Raw genomic sequence first — 19,688 nt, 5'->3', positions numbered from 1 at the left:
GGATCCAATTGAAACTATCGAAATGGCAAGCACAGACCTCAGTCAACATAGACCATGGCTTTGCCGCGATTCAGAGGGGTAAACACGGCACCCATACACGGCGGTGCGAGCCGCATCCACCACACATGATCATGATCAAGAGATGACTTCCGCAGCTAAGGCGGCATACTGGACAGCGCCGCACCTCGTTTTGGCAACCGCCCGGTTCTATTTGTTGATACTCGAGACGGAAAAGATCTTACTCGAGTAGTGGCGCTCTCCCCGCTCGAGATGCTCTAATGGCTATGCCTCCAACAAAGAGCTGGAGAGCGAACACTCCCGCAGTCCTCGACCGCAAAGTAGACCGTCATTCTATGCTGCCGTCGTGCTGGGATAAGCTCCCGAAGGAGAATTCACCGCGATGGCAAATCCATATCAGCGCCAGTCGATCGATCCGAGTAAAGCATCAGCTATTCCTTGCTTGATTGTAGACGAAAACCAGGTTCTGGCCACCATCTCGCTCGGACATTTGATGCAGCTCGTGCCGGATCCACGCACTTTCGAAGACAAGCGTTTACGCCCGGCCCTGATGGCAAACCCCATGGTCGCCGAGCTTGCTGAACGCCGAGAGACGGTCCAGCGGTATTTCACGGGCGCCAAGAAGACAAATGTGCCGAAGTACGCCGACTTTATTTTCGAGCGGGTACGTGAGCAGAAACATCGAGGCACACCTCCAATTTGCCTCGGGACTCCTACGAAGCTTACCGTCGTGCCGTCCGAGGACGGCACAGCAAAAATAGGGATACCTTTCGGCCGACTCTTTCTGGCGGTGGACGGCGAAACTCAGCGCGCAGCGTGGGAAGATGCCCACCGAAAATACGCGGAACTTGTGCGATCGGATCCGGAGAGCGAGGACGCACTAGAGAATGTCCGTATCCCGGTGGAGATCCATCATGGACTGCCTGTTGAACGTTTACAAGCCCTCTTTTACGAGCGGAACGTTCTCGGTGCCCAGGTAAATGCCAACGAGGCAATCGCGAAAGATCAACGTGACCCGGCCACCCAGATCGTTCGGGCTCTCATGGCAAAGCCCATCCTGCAACCGAACGGCCAGATGGTTCCCGTCGCGAGCATCGTTCAACAGGCTAGTCGTCAGGTCGGCAAGCGGTCACCGCAGTGGGTCACCCTCAGCGCGTTGCGTACCTTGGTAGTTACCACGTTGCTGGGCCGCTCCGGCCTGCAATACGGCGCCAAACCGGTTCCACTGCCAGAAGGATCCGATTTCGACTCTGTGCTGGAAGAGATTACCGATCTCGTCCACGCAATCTTGCAACAGTTCGCGGAACATTTCGCCGATAAGGACACCAACCTAATTGGGTCGCCCGCGATTATGGCTGGCATCGGTGTCGCAGCCAATCGTGCTGTCACGACTGTTCCGAACACCTCTGGATACCCCTCTACCAGTCGTGAGGAACTGCTCGAGATGCTCGATGAGATCCATTGGGCACGGGATGGCGGTTACTGGGACGGGATCGCGACGCGGAAGACACCGCGGGGAATTACGACTGTCGCGGGGCCTAAAGAGGTCGGTTACGCAGTCGCCGAAGCCATCGCCGGAGTCAATTCGTTGACGTCCGCCAAGATCCGCAATAAGAAGAGCGCCACTATAACGCCGACCCAGGAACTGCTACCACAGATGTCGATGCATCGCTAAGTCGATCGGGATTCAGGTCGACACATCAGAGCTCGTGCTCGGAACTCGCTGTCAGAATCAGCCCTCAGCCGCCAATTGCCCGCAAGCTGCGGCGATCTCCTGCCCCCGCGTATCGCGCACCGTGCACGGCACGCCCTGGGCCTCTACTCGCCGGACGAACTCGCGTTCGACCGGTTTGGGGCTGGCGTCCCATTTCGAGCCTGGGGTGGGGTTGAGGGGGATGAGGTTTACGTGGACTCGGGGGCCCAGGGCTTTGTGGAGTTTGGAGCCGAGGAGGTCGGCGCGCCAGGGGTGGTCGTTGATGTCGCGGATCAGGGCGTATTCGATGGAGACTCGGCGGCCGGATTTGTCGGCGTAATATTTTGCGGCGTCGAGGACTTCGGCGATCGGCCAGCGATTGTTGACGGGAACCAACGTGTCTCGTAGTTCGTCGTCCGGAGTGTGCAGGGAGACAGCCAAAGTCACCGACAGGCCCTCGTCGGCCAGTTTGCGGATTGCCGGGGCCAGGCCGACGGTCGACACCACGACATTTCGCTGCGAAATGCCCAGTCCGTCCGGCGCGGGCGATGTGATTCGGCGGACGGCCGCGACCACGCGCTTGTAGTTGGCCAGCGGCTCCCCCATGCCCATGAACACGATGTTCGACAACCGCCCCGGCCCGCCTGCCACCTCGCCGTCGCGCAGGGCGGCCGCGGCGGCCCGGACCTGGTCGACGATCTCGGCCGTGGAGAGGTTGCGGTTCAGGCCGCCCTGGCCGGTGGCGCAGAACGGACAGGCCATGCCGCAGCCGGCTTGGCTGGAGATGCACAGGGTGTTGCGGTCGGGGTAGCGCATGAGGACCGACTCCAGCAGGGTGCCGTCGCCGGCGCGCCAGAGGGTTTTGCGGGTGGTGCCGTCGTCGCAGACCACGTGGCGGACCTCGGTCAGCAGCGGCGGGAACAGGGCCTCGGCGACCGTGGCGCGCAGGGGGGCGGGCAGGTCGGTCATCTGTTCCGGGTCGGCCTGGAGGCGGCCGTAGTACTGGCGGGCGATCTGGTCGGCGCGAAACTTCGGCAGGCCGAGTTCCTGGATCACGCTGCGCCGCTCGTCCGCGTCGAGATCGGCGAGGTGACGCGGCGGCATGCCCCGGCGCGGGGCGTCGAAGACGAGCGGGAGGGAGGTAGCCATAACCACCCCATTGTTCCATCAGCGCGGACCGAACCGGCAGGTGGGCGCGGAGGCGGCGGTCACATGCCGAGATCAGCGGACGGATATGCGTGTAAAGACGATAGCTACCGGCAATGATCGGAATATGACTAGCGAAGCTACACCGACCTCGGGATCCGACCCGTACACCGGCACCGGGCCCGGCACACCGGTAACCCCCGCCACGCCCGCGGCTCCCGGCGCGGAGTCACCGCCCGCCACACAGGCCCCGCCGACGACACCGCGCAAACGCTCGCTCAGAACCCGCACCGGCTACACCTGGGTCGCCCTCGTCGCCGCGGCGGTACTGGGCATCATCCTGCTGGTCTTCATCCTGCAGAACCTGGACAAGGCCGAGGTGACACTGTTCTTCTGGAGCTTCTCGCTACCTCTCGGGATCACCATTCTGCTCTCGGTGATCGCCGGAGCTCTCGTGATGGCACTCGTCGGCGGCGGGCGAATCCTGCAGCTGCGCCGGGCCGCCAAAAGGGGCTGAGCGGCTACAGCAGTGCGGTGAACACCACCCACGACACGAACGCCGACGGCAGCATCGAATCCAGCCGGTCCATGATGCCGCCGTGCCCGGGCAGCAGCGTGCCCATGTCCTTGATGCCCAACTCGCGCTTCACCTGCGACTCGACCAGGTCGCCACCGGTCGCGACCAGCACCACCGCGATACCGGCCAGCACGCCGATCATCGAGTTCGCCTGCAGCAGCAGGGTTACCGTCAGCAGGCCGCCGATGATGCAGAACACCAACGACCCGGCGAAACCCTCCCACGATTTCTTCGGGCTGATGGCCGGAACCATCGGATGCTTGCCGAACAGCACCCCGGCCACATAGCCGCCGACGTCCGAGCAGACCACCAGGATCATGAAGGTCAGCACCCGCAGGTTGCCGTCGTCCTGCAGCAGTTGCAGCACCGCGAACGACGCCAGCAGCGGCACCCACGCCAGTACGAACAGCGTGATCGCGGTGTCGCGCAGGAAGTTTCGCGGCGTCGCCGCCAAGCCGTGGTCGAACAGCCGCCAGCCCATGCACACCAGCGCCGTGCCCGCGAACACCCCCACCACACCCTCGGTGCCGAACGGCCAGGCCAGCCACAGCATCGCCTGCCCGCCGAGCAGCAGCGGGATGCGGGGCACGAGCACATCGGCCTCGCGCAGCCGCTTGGCGACCTCCCAGGTGGCGACCGCGATGGCCACCGCCACCACACCGACGAGCACCTTCGGGACGAACAACAGGATCGCGATGAGCGACAGGCCGAGCGCCAAGCCGACGCCCAGCGCCGCGGGTAAGTTCCGGCCGGCACGCGAGGTCTTACCGTCCGGCTGCGCCGCCGACGGTGTTTCCCGCGCCGGCGTCACACCGGGCGCCTCGCTCGCCGGCACCGCATCGCCGGCGGCGGCTTCTTCGGCCACCATTGTCCCGTCGCTCACTTGTCGTCTACTCCGTCCCCGGCCCCGGCGGGCAAACTGCCGAAGGCCTCAGACCTCGAGCAGTTCCGATTCCTTGTGCTTGACCAGTTCATCGATCTGGGCGACGTACCGGTGCGTCGTCTTGTCCAGTTCCTTCTCGGCGCGGCCCACTTCGTCCTCGCCCGCCTCGCCGTCCTTCTGAATGCGGCCCAGTTCTTCCATCGCCTTGCGCCGCACGTTGCGGATGCTGATCTTGGCGTCCTCGCCCTTGGACTTGGCCTGCTTGACCAACTCGCGGCGGCGCTCCTCGGTCAGCTGCGGGATCGACACGCGAATGATGTTGCCGTCGTTGGTCGGATTCACGCCCAGGTCCGAGTTGCGGATGGCGGTCTCGATCGCCTGTAGCTGTGCCTGCTCGTACGGCTTGATGACGACCATGCGCGGCTCGGGCACCGTGATGCTCGACATCTGTGTGACCGGCGTCGGCGCCCCGTAGTAGTCGACGACGATCCTGTTGAACATGCTCGGGTTGGCGCGTCCGGTCCGGATGCCTCCGAGGTCGTCCTTCGCCACCGAGACGGCCTTCTCCATCTTCTCCTCGGCGTCGAAGAGCGCTTCTTCAATCACGACCGTTTCCTCCACAGCATTCGTCGTATGTCGGTACCGGGCTTCGCGGGCCACGATTCAGGACCGAACCAATGTGCCGATCTTCTCACCGGCCACCGCACGGGCGATATTGCCCTTCGTCAGAAGATTGAACACCAACATGGGCATCTGGTTGTCCATACAGAGGCTGAATGCGGTGGCATCGGCGACCTTCAGCCCGCGTTCGAGCACTTCCTTGTGTGTGACCTCGGTGAACTGGATGGCGTCGGGGTTCACCTTCGGGTCGTCGTCGAACACTCCGTCCACCGCCTTGGCCATCAGCACCACCTCCGCGCCGATCTCCAGCGCACGCTGGGCGGCGGTGGTGTCGGTGGAGAAATACGGCATGCCCATGCCGGCGCCGAAGATCACCACCCGTCCCTTCTCCAGATGCCGCTTGGCCCGCAGCGGCAGATAGGGTTCGGCGACCTGGCCCATCGTGATCGCCGTCTGCACGCGGGTGTCCACGCCCTGCTGCTGCAGAAAGTCTTGCAGCGCAAGGCTGTTCATCACCGTGCCGAGCATGCCCATGTAGTCCGAGCGGGCCCGCTCCATGCCGCGTTCCTCGAGTTCGGCGCCACGGAAGAAGTTTCCGCCGCCGATGACGACCGCCACCTGCACACCGGAGCCGACGACCTCGGCGATCTGCTCGGCCACCGTCTGCACCACGTCCGGGTCGAGCCCGACGTTGCCACCGCCGAACATCTCCCCGCCCAGCTTGAGGAGTACTCGGCGATAGCCCTTTCGGGCCGGTTCCGGGTCCGACATCGGTCTCCTTCTCCTCGGCAACCTGGTACACACGCGAAAAGACCATCCGGTGTCGGGAGGTACACGGGACGGTGACAAAAGCTGCGTCCATCCTGCCCTACACCCCTGGCCGAACGCGCACCGACCCACTGTTTCGTGACCATCCCGGCGCACTTCGGACAGCGTCCGAATCATGCCGCGCAGCAAAAAGCTCCCGCACAACCGGTTCGGTTGCGCGGGAGCCCTTCTCGAACTACTACGCCTGACCGACCTCGAAGCGGGCGAAGCGGGTGATGGTGACACCCGCGTCGGCCAGCAGCTGCTTGACGGTCTTCTTGGAGTCGGTGACCGACGGCTGCTCCAGCAGCACGACATCCTTGTAGAAGCCGTTGACGCGGCCCTCGACGATCTTCGGCAGCGCGGCCTCCGGCTTGCCCTCCTCACGGGCGGTGGCCTCGGCGATGCCGCGCTCCTTCTCCACGACGTCGGCCGGGACCTCGTCGCGGCTGACGTAGCGGGCCTTCAGCGCGGCGACCTGCATGGCGGCCGCGCGCGCGGCCTCGGCGGCGGCTTCGCCCTCGCCCTGGTACTCGACCAGCACGCCGACAGCGGGCGGCAGATCCGAGGAACGCTTGTGCAGGTAGGTCGCGACCGGGCCGTCGAAGGAGACGACGCGGCGCAGCTCCAGCTTCTCGCCGATCTTCGCGGCCAGCTCCTGCACGACCTGGTCGGCGGTCTTGCCGTTGACGTCGAGCGCCTTCAGCGCGTCCAGGTCGGCCGGGCGGGCCTTGGCCGCGGCCTCGGCGATGTCGCCGGCGACGTTCTGGAACTCGTCGTTCTTGGCGACGAAGTCGGTCTCGGAGTTGATCTCGAACATAACGCCGTTCGAGGCGGCGACCAGGCCCTCGGCGGTGGCGCGCTCGGCACGCTTGCCGACATCCTTGGCGCCCTTGATGCGGAGGACCTCGACGGCCTTGTCGAAATCGCCGTCGGTCTCCTCGAGGGCCTTCTTGCAGTCCATCATTCCGGAGCCGGTGAGCTCACGGAGCCGCTTGACATCCGCGGCGGTGTAGTTCGCCATCCTGGCGAGCCTCCTTCAACGGTAAAGGTTCAGGTCTCTGGCAACACCATGCCGACCGCTTCCGAATGGGAAGGGTCGGCACGGTGAACAAACATTTCGCGAGCGATCAGAAGTCGGCCGGGGTCTTGGTGGCCGGCTCCTCCTTCAGCTCCGCCTCGGCGGCCGTCTCGGGGGCAGCCTCGTCGGTGGCCGGAGTCGCCTGAGCCAGCAGCTCCTGCTCCCACTCGGCGAGCGGCTCGCCGGCGCCGGCCTCGGGCTTGGCGTCGCCACCGGCGCGCGCGGCACGAGCCTGCACGCCCTCGGCGACCGCGGAGGCGACGACCTTGGTGAGCAGGGCGGCCGACCGGATCGCGTCGTCGTTGCCCGGGATCGGGTAGTCGACCAGGTCGGGGTCGCAGTTGGTGTCCAGGATCGCGATGACCGGGATATTCAGCTTGCGGGCCTCGCCGACGGCGATGTGCTCCTTGTTGGTGTCGACGACCCAGATGGCCGAGGGCACCTTGGCCATGTCGCGGATGCCGCCGAGGGTGCGCTCCAGCTTGTTCTTCTCACGCGTGAGCATGAGGATTTCCTTCTTGGTGCGACCCTCGAAACCGCCGGTCTGCTCCATCGCCTCGAGCTCCTTGAGGCGCTGCAGGCGCTTGTGCACGGTCGAGAAGTTGGTGAGCATGCCGCCGAGCCAGCGCTGGTTCACGTACGGCATGCCGACGCGGGTGGCCTCCGACGCGATGGACTCCTGCGCCTGCTTCTTGGTGCCGACGAACAGCACGGTGCCACCGTGGGCGACGGTCTCCTTGACGAACTCGTACGCCTTGTCGATGTAGGTCAGCGTCTGCTGCAGGTCGATGATGTAGATGCCGTTGCGGTCGGTGAAGATGAACCGCTTCATCTTCGGGTTCCAACGGCGGGTCTGGTGCCCGAAGTGTGCGCCGCTGTCGAGCAGCTGCTTCATTGTTACGACAGCCATGGCTCTCGTATCTCGCTTTCGTTGCCGGTTGACGCGGGGATCGGCGATCCCCGCCCTGGCGCCCGAGGCCACCGGACCCGGGTTTCGGAAGAACACTCGGGACCAGCCGGCGACCCTTGCGATGCGGGCGCGCGAAGTCGGTCCACCCTGGGCGAACCGCCCGGCCAGTCTACGCTCCCGGCCTGTTGGGGACCTAATCGGTGGGTGTGGGGGTCGGAGTGCGCGTTGTTCACAATTCCGGATTCATCCACACTCGCCGGAGCGAGGCTTTCGCGCGGCCGCGGCGGGCGGCAGGGTCGGGGTATGCGCCGGGTGATCGTGTTCGTGCTGGGGTGGCTGTTGCTGCCGGTTCTGCTGCCCGCGCCCGAGGCCGATGCGGCGCCGGGCGCGGTCTTCGGGTGGCCGTTGCAGCCGCGGCCGCCGGTGCTGCGCCGGTTCGACAAGCCGCCGCAGGACTGGCTGCCCGGGCATCGCGGAGTGGATCTCGGCGGGAGCGCCGGGCAGGCCGTGCTGGCCGCGGGTGAGGGAGTGGTCGCCTTCGCCGGGGAGGTCGGTGGCAAACCCGTGGTGTCGGTCGATCATCCTGGCGGCCTGCGCACCACATACGAGCCGGTACGTGCCGCAGTTACGTTGGGGCACAGGGTTTCCCGAGGTTCGGTGCTCGGAGTGCTGGAGGCCGGTCACGCGGGGTGCGACGGCGCGTGCCTGCACTGGGGAGTCCGGCGGGGGCGGGAGTACCTGGACCCCCTCGCGCTGATCCGCGCTGTGCCGCTGCGATTGAAACCGGTGGAGGCGGCGTGATCGCCTCGCCGTTGCAGCGGGTCCGAGGCTTCGGCGGTGTACGGAGCCGTCGAGTCCGGTGGCGTGTGCGGGCTCCGGGAAGTCGCCACAGCAGGTACGCCCGCATGCGGCGGGGACTCACGCAATCGGCATGTCCCCGCGGCGGCCGACCGGAGATGCGCACTCGATGTCGATCGGCCGACCTGCCCGGGCGACCACAGCAGCGAGGGACGCCGCGCGATCCATCGCCCTCGCGGCTCGGGCTCGGGCTCAAGCGCGGGCTCGGGCTCAGCGTCCGGCCGGGACCGTGCCCTCGCGTTCGGCGAGTTCGCGCTTCCACTCGCGGAAGGTCTCCTCCGTGCGGCCGCGGCGCCAGTATCCGGAGATCGACGCCCACGCCGCGGGGACACCGCGCTCCTTGCGGATGTAGGGGCGCAGGTCGTGCATGACCGCTTCGGCCTCGCCGTGGATGAACACGTGCACCTGCCCGTCGCGCCAGGGCTCGGCCCGGACGGCCGCGGCGAGCGCCTCGCCCGGCACACCGTCGCCGCGATGCACCCAGGTCAGCTCGACGCCTGCGGGACGGTCGAATTCGAGTTCGTCCGCGGGACCGGCGACCTCGACGAAGACCCGGCCCACCGCGTCGGGCGCCAGTGCGGCGCAGGCGGACGCGATGGCGGGCAGTGCGGCCTCGTCGCCGGCCAGCAGATGCCACCGCGCCTCGGGGTTGGGCGAATAGGCCCCGCCGGGACCCATGAGCTCGATCCCGTCACCGGGCTGGGCCGACGCGGCCCACGGTCCGGCGACGCCCTCGTCGCCGTGGTAGACGAAATCGATGGCGATCTCCTGCGCGTTCGGGTCGATCGCGCGCACCGTGTACGTGCGCACGGTTTCGCCGTCCGCGGCGGGGAAAGCCAATTTCACGTAGGCGTCGGTGTAGCCGTTGGGCTGGAAGGATGCGAAACCCGGTCCACCGAGGTAGACCCGGATCAGGTGGTCGGTCAGGCGTTCGGTACGGCTGACCACGAAGCTGTGACGGGGGCGAGCCAAGGAAGACACCTCCATAATTAGGGTTACCTAAGCGACGGTAGCATGAAGTATCGCCGATAGCTCGCGATACATCTCGGCATTTCTCCGCAGCGGTGGTTCCCGGGCCGGCCCGGTCGAGAGGAGGATGGCCTCATGCCCGATTCGAGCGACACTCCCCCGTTCACCTATGCCGAAACCGGTGCCGCCAATGGAGAATTCCCACCTGGTTACCACCATTTTCGGCTGCGCCGCCGCATCGGCTACGGGCGGCCGCTGTTCGAGTCGGCGGGCAACGAGATCCTCGCGTATCGAATGCAGCACGGCACCGGCATCTTCCACTCGGCGAGCACCCCCACCGCCGAGCCCGGCACGCTGCTGACCGTCCGGCTCGGCCCGCGCCCCGTCGGCATCGTCGCCCCGTGCCGAGTCGTCTACGTCCTCGACGAGCCGAACCGCCGCGGCTTCGCCTACGGCACACTGCCCGGCCATCCGGAGATCGGCGAAGAACTCTTCGCCGCGGAATACGACCCCGCCGACGACGCGGTATACGGCCTGATCGCCGCCTTCTCCCGCCCCGGCGCCTGGTACACCCGCCTCGCCGGACCGATCGGCCGTCTGGCACAACGCTATTTCGCGGGCCGGTACATCGACGCCGTCCGTCCCCGCTAGGCCCCACGGCACGGCAACGCGACTTCCGCACGCGGCGATCGCGCCGAAGGTACCGCGACAAGCCGGTTCGAATCTCGATCGCTCGCACAGCAAGGTCACGACGGCGCTCCGTCATACCGCAATGCCTCGGACCGGCTCTGTGCCTGCTGCGGGAGGCGCGCCTCAGCCAAGACCCACGCAGGCTCGGGTAGCGCCACCCACCTGGCGGAACGATTCCGCAGCGCGGCGCCGACAGAAGCCCTCGGTGGGCCGGCCCGCTCGCGGAGGGCTGTTCGGTGGGCAGACCGCTACGCACCGGGAGTTCGACGGGCGGGTCGGTCGCCATGGGCGTGACAGTGCAGGTGGCGGGGGGTGGACGAGTACGACGCGGGCGGTCGGTCGCCATGAGCGGGACGGTGCAAGCAGCGGATAGACGAGAACGACGCGCGCGGTCGGTCGCCATGAGCGGGACAGTGCAGGCAGCGGGGTGGACGAGAACGACGCGGGCGGATCGGTCAGGCGCGGGGATGGGCCTGGTCGTGGACTTTTCTCAGGCGGTCGATGGAGACGTGGGTGTAGAGCTGGGTGGTGGCCATGCTCGCGTGGCCGAGGAGTTCCTGGACTACTCGCAGGTCGGCACCGCCCTCCAGCAGGTGGGTGGCGGCGGTGTGGCGCAGGCCGTGCGGGCCCATGTCGGGAGCGCCGGGGATGGCCGCGACCACCTCGTGCACCACCGTTCTGGCCTGGCGCTGATCGAGGCGGCGGCCGCGGCGGCCGAGCAGCAGAGCGCGGCCGGAGTCGGCGGTCGCGAAGGACGGGCGACCGGAGCGCAGCCAGGCCTCCAGGGCGTGGTCGGCGGGCAATCCGAACGGGACCGAGCGCTCCTTGTTGCCCTTGCCGAGCACCCGCACCAAGCGGCGTTCGCGGTCCACGTCATCGATGTCCAGCCCGCACAGCTCACTCACCCGGATGCCGGTCGCGTACAGCATCTCGACGATCAGCCGGTCCCGTAACGCCATCGGATCATGTTGCGCGGCACCGGATTCGGCGGCTTTCATGGCTGTGCTCGCCTGCTCCAGGCCGAGCACCGCGGGCAGCACCCGGTGGGCTCTGGCCGAACCCAGCCGCGGTCCCGGATCGACCGCGAGCCGCCCGGTGTGGGTGAGCCACGCGGTGAATGTCCGCGCCGCCGAGGCCCGGCGGGCCATCGTGGTGCGCGCCGCGCCGCCGCCGGCCTGCTCGGCCAGCCAGGACCGCAGCAGCGGCAGATCCACCTCGGCCACACCGGAATCCGGCGACCGCGACAGCAGATGTTCGAGCAACGAGCGCGCATCGCCGAGGTAGGCACGCACGGTGTGCGCCGACCGGTTCCGTCCGAGTCGCAGGTGCCGCCCGTACTCGTCGAGCAGAGCGGAAAGGTCCTCGGGCAGGTCGGCCATGCCTCCACCGTCGCCCGGACCGAGGCTCGCCGCAAGCTCCCGCGCCGGAGGCTGCCTGCCACAACGGTTTCCGCATGGTCTGCGCGGCGCCGTGGTCGCCGCTACCAGTGAGCGGGCCTGGATGACACCGCTACGCCGTGAGGAAGTCGACAAGGGCGCGAGATACTCGGCCGGGAGCGTTCTCCGTCGGGATGTGTGCGGCATTCGGGATGCGCACGAGGGCGGTGTGCGGGATCTCCGAGACGAGCTTTTCGGCGTACTCGATCTTCTCGAAGCGATCGTCCTCGCCCCAGATCAGCAGTTTGGGGGTCGTGGAGCGGCGCAATGCGGGAACGAGGTCGAGGGTGTGGCGGCTGTCGGCCGCGCCCACCATGGCCAGCCAGGAACGGCGGACGCGTGGATCGGTCCACGGCTCCAGATAGTCGGCGACCAGCGGTGGGGTGGCGGCACCGGCCAGATCTCTGGTCACCGCCTCGCGGCGGGCGGTGAGGAGTTCTTCGGCGGTGGTGGCCGCGATGACCTCCGGGTCGCGGAATCGGGCCACGTGCGGCGCGGGCCAGGAGTCGTAGGCGACGGAGTTGACCAAGGCGAGCCGGGATATCGGCCAGTCGCGAGTGAGCAGATGTTGAGCGACAGCGCCGCCGATGTCGTGGCCTGCCACGGCGATCGGCTCGGCGAGGCCCAGCGCGGCTGCGAAACGCGGCACCCACTGCGCCAGGGCCGGGACACTGGCGGTTTCCAGCGTGAGTTCGCCTCCCGAATGACCCAGTCCCGGGAAATCGACCGCGATCGGACGGAACCCGGCCGCGGCGAGGGGTTCCAGTATCGGCAACCACACTCGGCTCCAGTAGGTCCCGTGCAGAAGCAACACCGGAGGACCGTCGCGGCCTGCGGTCAGGTAGGAGGTCGTCTCGCCGTCGACACGGACTTCTTTTCTCACCACTTCCGTTTCCGTGGATTCGCTCATGGGACCACTGTGACCCGAGTATGCCTCCCCGCCGAGAGTCCGAAAAGACATCATTAGGTATATTTCTGCCATGCGTCGTCATCGGGTGGTGGCACTCGTCAATCCGCCGCAGTCGCCGTTCGAGTTGGGCTGTGCGGCGGAGGTATTCGGTACCGTGCGGCCGGGCCTTCCGGCCCACTACGACTTCCGAATCTGCGCCGAGCGGCCCGGGCCCGTGCAGACCACCGCCGGCTACGCGATGCTCGTCGACGCGGACCTGTCGGCGTTGCGGGAGGCGGACACCGTCGTCCTGCCGGGTTGGCAGCCACCGGCCACGCCCGCGTCTTCGACCGTGGTGGAGGCGTTGCGTACCGCTCACCGGCGCGGGGCGCGGATCGTCGCCATCTGCACGGGAGCGTTCGTCCTCGCGCAGACCGGACTGCTCGACGGCCGCAGCGCCACCACCCACTGGCGCCACGCCGATCGACTCGCCTCCGACTTCCCCGAGGTGGAGCTGGCCTCGGACGTGCTCTACGTGGACCACGGCGATGTGGCGACGAGCGCCGGAACCGGTGCAGGCATCGACTTGTGCCTGCACCTCGTGCGGTCCGACCACGGCGCGGCGCATGCCGCCCAGATCGCCCGGCACATGGTGCTGCCGCCGCATCGAGAGGGCAGCCAGCTCCAGTACGCGACCCAGCCCGCCCCCGCCAGGGCCGACGAGTCACTGGCACCGCTGCTGGATTGGGCCACCTCCCGTCTCGATGCCCCGCTGACCGTCGACCGCCTCGCCAGGCACGCCGGGCTGTCGACCCGAACTCTCGCCCGCCGCTTCACCGACCAGCTAGGCACCAGTCCGGGCCAATGGCTACTCGGTCGGCGCCTCGACGCCGCGCGCGCCCTGCTGGAGCAAACCGATCTCCCGGTAGAAGCCGTGGCCGCCCGAGTCGGCCTCGCCTCGGCAGTCAACCTCCGCCGCCACTTCCGAGAACACCTCGGCACCACCCCCGGCGCCTACCGCCGCACCTTCAGCGAAACCCCGTAATCGGGCGGACTCACCTAGCGAGGCGGTAGATCCGAGCGCGGGCGGAGGGCTCGGGTGGGAGGGTCGTCGAGGTGGGGTGGTTCGGCGGGATGCGTTCGGTACCAACCATTTTCGTCCAGCGCTACCAAGCCTCCCAGTTCGAGGGCGGACAGGGCTGCGCGGACAGCGGGGAGGGGAAGCGCGGTGTGGTGGGCTAGTTCGAGTGGGCTGCGGGAGCCTACGGCGGGGAGAACGGTGTAGATGAGGGCTGGATCGCCGTCCAAGGCTTCGGCTGGGTCCGATCGGGTGGTGGGGAGCGGGAGGCGCAGTGGGCCCAGTTCGTCGAGGACCTCTTCGGCTCGGCTTACCAGCAGTGTTTCGCCTTCGCGGATCATGCGGTGGCAGCCGACCGAGGCGGATGAGGTGATCGGGCCGGGGACGGCCATCGTGGGGCGGCCCAGGCGTCGCGCCCATTTGATCGTGTTCCTGGCGCCGCTGCGCAGACCCGCCTCGACGACCAGGACGCCGTCCGCGAGGGATGCGATCAGGCGGTTGCGGGCGAGGAAGTGGTGTTTGTGCGCGGCGGTGCCGGGCGGGTATTCACTGATCACCAGGCCGGTTTCGGTTATCTCGGCGAGCAGGCGCTCGTGCTGGGCGGGATAGGGCCGGTCCACACCGCAGGCCAGGACGGCGACGGTGGCGCCGCCGACCGCCAGGGCCGCGCGGTGGGCAGTGCCGTCGATGCCGAAGGCGGCGCCCGACACGATCGTCCAACCGCCGTAGGCGAGTTCGCCCACGATCTCGGCGGTCGCGTGTTCGCCGTAGCCGGTGCTGCAGCGGGCGCCGACGACGGCCAGCGCGCGGTCCGTCGAGTCGAGCAGCGACAGTGGCCCACGTGCCCAGAGCACCAGCGGGACCGCGGCTCCGGCGTCACGCGCCGGGTCGAGTTGGTTCAGGCCGAGTAGGCGCCAGGCCGGCCACTCGGGATCGTCCGGCGTCACCACGCGCCCACCCAGACCGGTGACGGCCTCCAGATCCCGTTCGGCGCGGTCGATTCCGCGGCGGGCCTCGGTGGGGCCGCGCAGCGACTCCGGTAGATCGCATTCGCGCACGGCCCGCGCCGCCTCGACCACACCGACTCGTTCGATCAGCGCCGACAGCGGCGCGCAGGGTCCACCGACCACCCGCGACAGGTAGATCCACGCCAGGCGCCGCTCATCGGTGTCGACGGTCATCAGTTCGGTGGCACCGCCTCGCGGGCCACCAGCGCCAGGTCGTGGCCCACAGCCCGCACCGGATGGTTCCAGGCCGTCGAGATCCATCTCTTGATCGCTCACCGCTCCCCCCATTTCCATCGGTCCGTTGTCAATCGAGTACGTCTGCGCCGCAACATAATTCGGTCTTCCGGGCGCGGTCACCAGCGACGAACCCGCAGGTCGTGCCGAGGACGCGTTCACGACGGCCCGCGCTGCCGGAAGTTCAACGCCTGCAACACGTCCTGCGTGCTCGGCACATCGCCACCGCGCAGATCACACACCGTCCAGGCGACCCGGATGGCACGGTCGGCCGCCCGAGCCGACATGCGGCCCTGTCGCAGCGCACTCTCCACCGGGGCCAGCGATTCGCGCGGCAAGCGGAAGTGTTGGCGCAGCACATGTCCGGGGACCTCGGCGTTGGAGGCCCAGCCGTACGCCGCCCACCGCCGCACCGCGGCCTGCCGCGCCACCTCCACGCGCCCGCGTACCGTCTCGCTGCTCTCGGCTTCGGTGGAGGCGAAGGCTCCGGCGGCCTGGCCGACCATCTGGACCCAGAGATCGATGCGGTCCATCAGCGGACCCGACAGCTTGCCCAGGTATCGCCGCCGCGCCAACGGCGCACAGATGCAATCCACGTCGCGGGCGGGTGAGCACGGGCACGGGTTGGCGGCCAGGATCAGCTGGAACCGGGCGGGATACCGGGCCACCCCGTCCCGGCGCGCGATGCGTACCTCGCCCTCCTCCAACGGAGTTCGCAGCGACTCCAGCACCTTGGCGCCGATCTCGGCGCACTCGTCGAGGAACAGGACGCCGCGATGAGCGCGGCTGACCGCGCCGGGCCGCGCCGAACCGGATCCGCCGCCGACCATGGCGCTCACCGACGACGAGTGATGCGGCGCGACGAAGGGCGGCATGGTGATCAGCGGATGGTCGCCCGGCAGCGTTCCGGCGACCGAGTGGATCGCCGTCACCTCCAGCGACTCCGATTCCGTCAGCGGCGGCAACAGGCCCGGAAGGCGCTGCGCCAGCATGGTTTTGCCGATGCCGGGCGGGCCGGTGAGCAGCAGGTGATGGCCACCCGCCGCGGCCACTTCGAGCGCCCAGCGGGCCTCGTCCTGCCCGACCACCTCGTTGAGGTCGCCGCCGGTGCGCTGGGTCGGCGGCGGCGCGCCGTCCGGCTCGCGCAGCACAGCCTCGCCGCGCAGCCAGTCGATCAGCTGGCGCAGGGTCGACGCGCCCAGCACAGTGACTCCGTCCACCAAGCCCGCCTCGGCCAGCGCGCACTCCGGCACCACCACTGTGGACCTGCCGGCACCGCGCGCGGCCAGCACCGCGGGAAGGATGCCGCGTACCCGGCGTACTCGTCCGTCCAGCGCCAATTCGCCGAGTAGCACGGTGCCCGCGAGCCGCGTGGACGGGATCGCGTCACCGGCGTCGAGCACGGCCGTGGCGAGTGCCAGGTCGTACACACTGCCGATCTTCGGCAGCGTCGCCGGGGACAGCGCCATGATGACCCGGCCGTCGGGCCACTTCTCGCCGGAATTGGTCACGGCGGCCCGTACCCGGTCCCTGGATTCCTGGAGCGTGGTGTCGGGCCGCCCGACCAGATGGACCGAGGGCAAGCCCTGCCCGATATCGGCCTCGATCTCCACCAGCTGCCCGTCGACTCCCGTGACGGCGACCGAGTATGCCCGGCCGAGCGCCATCAGAACACCGCCGGAAGATGCTCGATCACCGGCTCGCGATGGCGAACCAGCAGCACCGACACCACGTCGAAGCGAATGCGCCGCCACGGCCCCGGTTGCTCGTCGAGCCACAGCAATGCCAGGCGCCGAATGCGCTGCTGTTTGGTGAAGGTCACCGCCTCTGCCGGTATCCCGAACCCCACCCCCGATCGAGTCTTCACCTCGATGAAGGCGGTGACGTCGCCCTCCCGCCCGATCAGATCCAGCTCGCCGTACCGGCACCGCCAGTTCTGCTCGATGATCTCCATACCGGCCTCACGCAGGAACTGCGCGGCCAGCTCTTCCCCGTGTGCGCCGAGCGCCAGATTATGTGCCACCCACCCAGCGTGAACGAATGCCGAGCTCCCGCACCGACACCGACCAGCACAAACAGAAACCCTGTGAGTAACCGAGAACCTGTGGACAACACGCCCACCTGCCGCCGCCTACTCGGGCAGCCTCAAGTCAGGTTTCTCCAACTCCTCGATGTTCACATCCTTGAACGTGATGACCCGCACGTGCTTCACGAATCGAGCCGGCCGGTACATGTCCCACACCCACGCGTCCGACATGCGTACCTCGAAGTACACCTCTCCATCGGCGTTCTGCGGTCGCAGTTCGACGGAGTTGGCGAGGTAGAAGCGGCGTTCGGTCTCCACCACGTACGAGAACTGGCCGACGATGTCCTTGTACTCGCGATACAGCGAGAGCTCCATCTCGGTTTCGTATTTCTCGAGGTCCTCGGCGCTCATCTGGTGGAACGTCCTCCTTCTCGCCATGACGCGGTGCTGACCACATCATCTCGCATGGGCGGTGCCGGTAGCCACTCGCCTGGTTCCGGGCATGTCCGGCGCGGCGATCTCCGCGTCCGGTTCGATCATTTCCACCGCCAGCTCTGCCTCCGTCAGTTCGTCCTGGATGTCGATCACCTCGGCTCGGCCGTTGAGCCGCACGTTCCGCCACGATCGGCGATGTTCACTGCTGGGGCCGAGTTCTCGCAGGGCCGCCAGATGTTCGGGTGTGTTGTAGCCCTTGTGCGCGGCGAAACCGTAACCGGGCAGGCGGCGGTCCATATCGACCATGATGTGGTCGCGGGTCACTTTCGCGAGAATGCTGGCCGCCGCGATGCAGGCCGCGGCCGCGTCCCCGCCGATCACCGGTAGCGACGGCACCGTGATGCCGGGCACCCGGAATCCGTCGGTGAGCACGTAGCCGGGCCGGACGCCCAGTCCGGCCACCGCCCGGCGCATACCTTCGATGTTGGCGACGTGGATGCCGATGGCGTCGATCTCCCAGGCGGGGATCACCACGACCTGCCACGCGAGCGCCCGCCGCTTGATGATCGGGAACAGCCGTTCCCTGGTCGCCTCCGTGAGTTTCTTGGAGTCGTCCAGGTCGGCCAGCGAGTCGTACGCCTTCGGCGCCAGCAGGCACGAGGCCACCACCAGCGGGCCCGCGCAGCATCCGCGCCCGGCCTCGTCCACGCCCGCGACCGGCCCGAGCCCGCTGCGGATCAGCGCCGCCTCCAGGGTGCGCAGGCCACCGGCCTTGCGCATCACCACCCGCGGCGGCCAGTCGCCACTGCGAACAGCGAGGGGTCGAATCCCTTTGCCGCCCTTGCCCTTGCGGACGGCGCGCTGTTGATTCCGCGCCACAACACCCACCATTCGATTATGTCCGCCCGACGCGCGCCGCTCAGCTCTGGGGATCCTGGGAACGGATCGGCCCGATCCGGTTCGGCGGCCAGATCTTGAACACCGCCTTGCCGCGGATGTCGTCGACGGGCACGGTGCCGGAGTACTCGTCGTCGACGTGCGCACGCGAGTCGGCGGATTCGTTGCGATTGTCGCCCATCACCCAGACGTTGCCGTCGGGCACCTTGATCGGGCCGAATTCCCGGCCGCGCGGATTGATCGACAGACCGCCCGCGGTCTTCACGGCGTACGGCAGACCCTGCTGGTAGGGGTAGTTGTAGTGCGCGTACGGCTCGTCGAGCGGTTTGCCGTCGACCAGCACCCGGCCTTCGGTGTCGCAGCATTGCACCGTCTGCCCGCCCGTCGCGATCACGCGCTTCACCAGGTCGTTCTCGTCCGGCGGGACCAGCCCGAAGAATGAGAAGAAGTTCTGCACCCCGCGCACGACGACGTTCCCGGACCGGTTGGAGCGGTAGGCCTTGTTCCAGGAGTTGCTCGGCCCCACGAAGACCACCACGTCGCCGGGGCCCGGATCGCCGAAGTCGTAGCTGAGCTTCTCGACGTAGATGCGGTCGCCGGTGCAGCCGGCGCAGCCGTGCAGGGTCGGTTCCATCGACTGCGAGGGGATCACGTACGGGCGGCCGATGAAGGTCACCACGAGCGCGGCGATCACCGCGGCGATCACGATGAGGATCGGCAGCTCCTGCCAGAACGGGCGCTGCTTCTTCTGCTTCTTCGATCGCGCGCGCCGCTGCCTCGGCGTGGTTGCCCCTGCGCGTTCGTCATCCGCTCCGGATACCCGCACCGAGTAGATTTCGTCTGCCACGCCGAACAGCGTAGCCCGGCGGTCCGACGGGACGCGCGCTGCCGCCCCGGCGGCACGAAAGGAAAAACCCCCGGCCGACCGGCCGGGGGTTTCTCGTGGGAAGTCGCCGTGTCAGCGCTTTTCCTTGATCTTGGCGGCCTTGCCGCGCAGATCGCGCAGGTAGTACAGCTTGGCCCGGCGGACGTCGCCGCGAGTCACGACATCGATGTGGTCGATGTTGGGGCTGTGCACCGGGAAGGTGCGCTCGACGCCGACACCGAAGGACACCTTGCGGACCGTGAAGGTCTCGCGGATGCCGCCACCCTGGCGCCGGATGACGGCGCCCTTGAAGACCTGGATGCGCTCCTTGTTGCCTTCGATGACCTTCACGTGCACGTTGACGGTGTCGCCCGGCCGGAAGTCGGGGACATCGGTGCGCAGCGACTTTTCGTCGACGAAGTCGAGGGTGTTCATTTCCGTCCTTTGGAAGTTCGCGTGAACAGAGGAACCTGGCGGCTCTGGCTCGACCGGTTCGTGCTCCGGATATGGGCGGTGCGCTGGGCCTACTCGCCCAGGGCAACCCGGCTATTGTGCCAGACCCCCGGAC

Annotated in this window: 21 protein-coding genes; 5 read left to right on the top strand and 16 right to left on the bottom strand. The window is 67.8% G+C overall.

The features are described 5' to 3' along the window. Nucleotides 1-400: 400 nt before the first annotated feature. The gene (locus NWFMUON74_RS10780; RefSeq protein ID WP_187687676.1) at nt 401-1,693 is read left to right on the top strand and encodes a DNA sulfur modification protein DndB; all 1,293 of its coding nucleotides are present in this window, start codon (nt 401-403) and stop codon (nt 1,691-1,693) included. Between the two features lie 57 nt (nt 1,694-1,750). Here the strand turns inward: NWFMUON74_RS10780 and rlmN are convergent, their stop codons facing one another. Beyond that, nucleotides 1,751-2,860 (bottom strand): dual-specificity RNA methyltransferase RlmN, encoded by a 1,110-nt coding sequence (gene rlmN / locus NWFMUON74_RS10775; RefSeq protein WP_187687675.1) that lies wholly within the window; start codon nt 2,858-2,860, stop codon nt 1,751-1,753. 124 nt (nt 2,861-2,984) lie between these two features. Between rlmN and NWFMUON74_RS10770 the strand changes: the two genes are divergently transcribed. Continuing rightward, nucleotides 2,985-3,374 carry a LapA family protein gene (locus tag NWFMUON74_RS10770; protein WP_187687674.1) on the top strand — a complete coding sequence of 130 codons (390 nt, stop codon included), beginning with the start codon at nt 2,985-2,987 and terminating at the stop codon, nt 3,372-3,374. A gap of 4 nt (nt 3,375-3,378) precedes the next feature. Here NWFMUON74_RS10770 and NWFMUON74_RS10765 read toward each other — a convergent pair whose 3' ends face one another. From NWFMUON74_RS10765 to rpsB, 5 genes are all read right to left on the bottom strand, one after another. Further along, nucleotides 3,379-4,302: a phosphatidate cytidylyltransferase gene (locus tag NWFMUON74_RS10765; protein ID WP_187689068.1), complete on the bottom strand. Its 924-nt coding sequence runs from the start codon at nt 4,300-4,302 to the stop codon at nt 3,379-3,381. A 63-nt stretch (nt 4,303-4,365) separates the two neighbouring features. Then, nucleotides 4,366-4,923: a ribosome recycling factor gene (frr, locus tag NWFMUON74_RS10760; protein WP_187689067.1), complete on the bottom strand. Its 558-nt coding sequence runs from the start codon at nt 4,921-4,923 to the stop codon at nt 4,366-4,368. 57 nt (nt 4,924-4,980) lie between these two features. Next, nucleotides 4,981-5,709: a UMP kinase gene (pyrH, locus tag NWFMUON74_RS10755; RefSeq protein WP_187687673.1), complete on the bottom strand. Its 729-nt coding sequence runs from the start codon at nt 5,707-5,709 to the stop codon at nt 4,981-4,983. Between the two features lie 235 nt (nt 5,710-5,944). Further along, nucleotides 5,945-6,769, bottom strand: coding sequence for a translation elongation factor Ts (tsf, locus tag NWFMUON74_RS10750; RefSeq protein WP_187687672.1), 825 nt, complete (start codon nt 6,767-6,769; stop codon nt 5,945-5,947). Nucleotides 6,770-6,875: 106 nt separating this feature from the next. Further along, a complete protein-coding gene (rpsB, locus tag NWFMUON74_RS10745; RefSeq protein WP_187687671.1) occupies nt 6,876-7,736 on the bottom strand; it encodes a 30S ribosomal protein S2 in 861 nt (286 codons plus the stop codon). A gap of 303 nt (nt 7,737-8,039) precedes the next feature. Between rpsB and NWFMUON74_RS10740 the strand changes: the two genes are divergently transcribed. After that, nucleotides 8,040-8,537: a M23 family metallopeptidase gene (locus NWFMUON74_RS10740; protein WP_187687670.1), complete on the top strand. Its 498-nt coding sequence runs from the start codon at nt 8,040-8,042 to the stop codon at nt 8,535-8,537. Nucleotides 8,538-8,804: 267 nt separating this feature from the next. Here NWFMUON74_RS10740 and NWFMUON74_RS10735 read toward each other — a convergent pair whose 3' ends face one another. After that, a complete protein-coding gene (locus NWFMUON74_RS10735) occupies nt 8,805-9,566 on the bottom strand; it encodes a siderophore-interacting protein (protein ID WP_187687669.1) in 762 nt (253 codons plus the stop codon). Between the two features lie 132 nt (nt 9,567-9,698). Between NWFMUON74_RS10735 and NWFMUON74_RS10730 the strand changes: the two genes are divergently transcribed. Next, nucleotides 9,699-10,214 carry a DUF1990 domain-containing protein gene (locus tag NWFMUON74_RS10730; RefSeq protein ID WP_187687668.1) on the top strand — a complete coding sequence of 172 codons (516 nt, stop codon included), beginning with the start codon at nt 9,699-9,701 and terminating at the stop codon, nt 10,212-10,214. 494 nt (nt 10,215-10,708) lie between these two features. Here the strand turns inward: NWFMUON74_RS10730 and NWFMUON74_RS10725 are convergent, their stop codons facing one another. Beyond that, entirely contained in the window at nt 10,709-11,632 is a 924-nt protein-coding gene (locus NWFMUON74_RS10725; protein ID WP_187687667.1) for a tyrosine recombinase XerC, read from the bottom strand. 130 nt (nt 11,633-11,762) lie between these two features. After that, the gene (locus NWFMUON74_RS10720; protein ID WP_197987000.1) at nt 11,763-12,599 is read right to left on the bottom strand and encodes an alpha/beta fold hydrolase; all 837 of its coding nucleotides are present in this window, start codon (nt 12,597-12,599) and stop codon (nt 11,763-11,765) included. Between the two features lie 70 nt (nt 12,600-12,669). Between NWFMUON74_RS10720 and NWFMUON74_RS10715 the strand changes: the two genes are divergently transcribed. Further along, nucleotides 12,670-13,623 carry a GlxA family transcriptional regulator gene (locus NWFMUON74_RS10715; protein WP_187687665.1) on the top strand — a complete coding sequence of 318 codons (954 nt, stop codon included), beginning with the start codon at nt 12,670-12,672 and terminating at the stop codon, nt 13,621-13,623. A gap of 14 nt (nt 13,624-13,637) precedes the next feature. On the opposite strand, the gene dprA is transcribed toward NWFMUON74_RS10715, so the two are convergent. From dprA to rplS, 7 genes are all read right to left on the bottom strand, one after another. Continuing rightward, a complete protein-coding gene (gene dprA, locus NWFMUON74_RS10710; protein WP_187687664.1) occupies nt 13,638-14,837 on the bottom strand; it encodes a DNA-processing protein DprA in 1,200 nt (399 codons plus the stop codon). Nucleotides 14,838-15,055: 218 nt separating this feature from the next. Then, nucleotides 15,056-16,564: a YifB family Mg chelatase-like AAA ATPase gene (locus NWFMUON74_RS10705; RefSeq protein WP_187687663.1), complete on the bottom strand. Its 1,509-nt coding sequence runs from the start codon at nt 16,562-16,564 to the stop codon at nt 15,056-15,058. After that, nucleotides 16,564-16,920, bottom strand: a complete 357-nt coding sequence (locus NWFMUON74_RS10700) for a YraN family protein (RefSeq protein WP_187687662.1) — start codon at nt 16,918-16,920, stop codon at nt 16,564-16,566. The genes NWFMUON74_RS10705 and NWFMUON74_RS10700 overlap by 1 nt, the downstream gene beginning before the upstream one ends. 108 nt (nt 16,921-17,028) lie before the next feature. Continuing rightward, nucleotides 17,029-17,334 (bottom strand): DUF2469 domain-containing protein, encoded by a 306-nt coding sequence (locus NWFMUON74_RS10695; RefSeq protein ID WP_011210678.1) that lies wholly within the window; start codon nt 17,332-17,334, stop codon nt 17,029-17,031. Between the two features lie 45 nt (nt 17,335-17,379). Next, nucleotides 17,380-18,186, bottom strand: coding sequence for a ribonuclease HII (locus tag NWFMUON74_RS10690; RefSeq protein WP_269475347.1), 807 nt, complete (start codon nt 18,184-18,186; stop codon nt 17,380-17,382). 91 nt (nt 18,187-18,277) lie between these two features. Further along, the gene (lepB, locus tag NWFMUON74_RS10685; RefSeq protein WP_187687660.1) at nt 18,278-19,102 is read right to left on the bottom strand and encodes a signal peptidase I; all 825 of its coding nucleotides are present in this window, start codon (nt 19,100-19,102) and stop codon (nt 18,278-18,280) included. A 111-nt stretch (nt 19,103-19,213) separates the two neighbouring features. Then, nucleotides 19,214-19,555 (bottom strand): 50S ribosomal protein L19, encoded by a 342-nt coding sequence (gene rplS / locus NWFMUON74_RS10680; RefSeq protein ID WP_187687659.1) that lies wholly within the window; start codon nt 19,553-19,555, stop codon nt 19,214-19,216. Between the last annotated feature and the right edge of the window lie 133 nt (nt 19,556-19,688).

The sequence above is a fragment of the Nocardia wallacei genome (genome assembly GCF_014466955.1).
In the GTDB taxonomy this organism is placed as follows: Bacteria; Actinomycetota; Actinomycetes; order Mycobacteriales; family Mycobacteriaceae; genus Nocardia; species Nocardia wallacei.
This window is presented reverse-complemented; position numbering and strand designations above follow the sequence as displayed.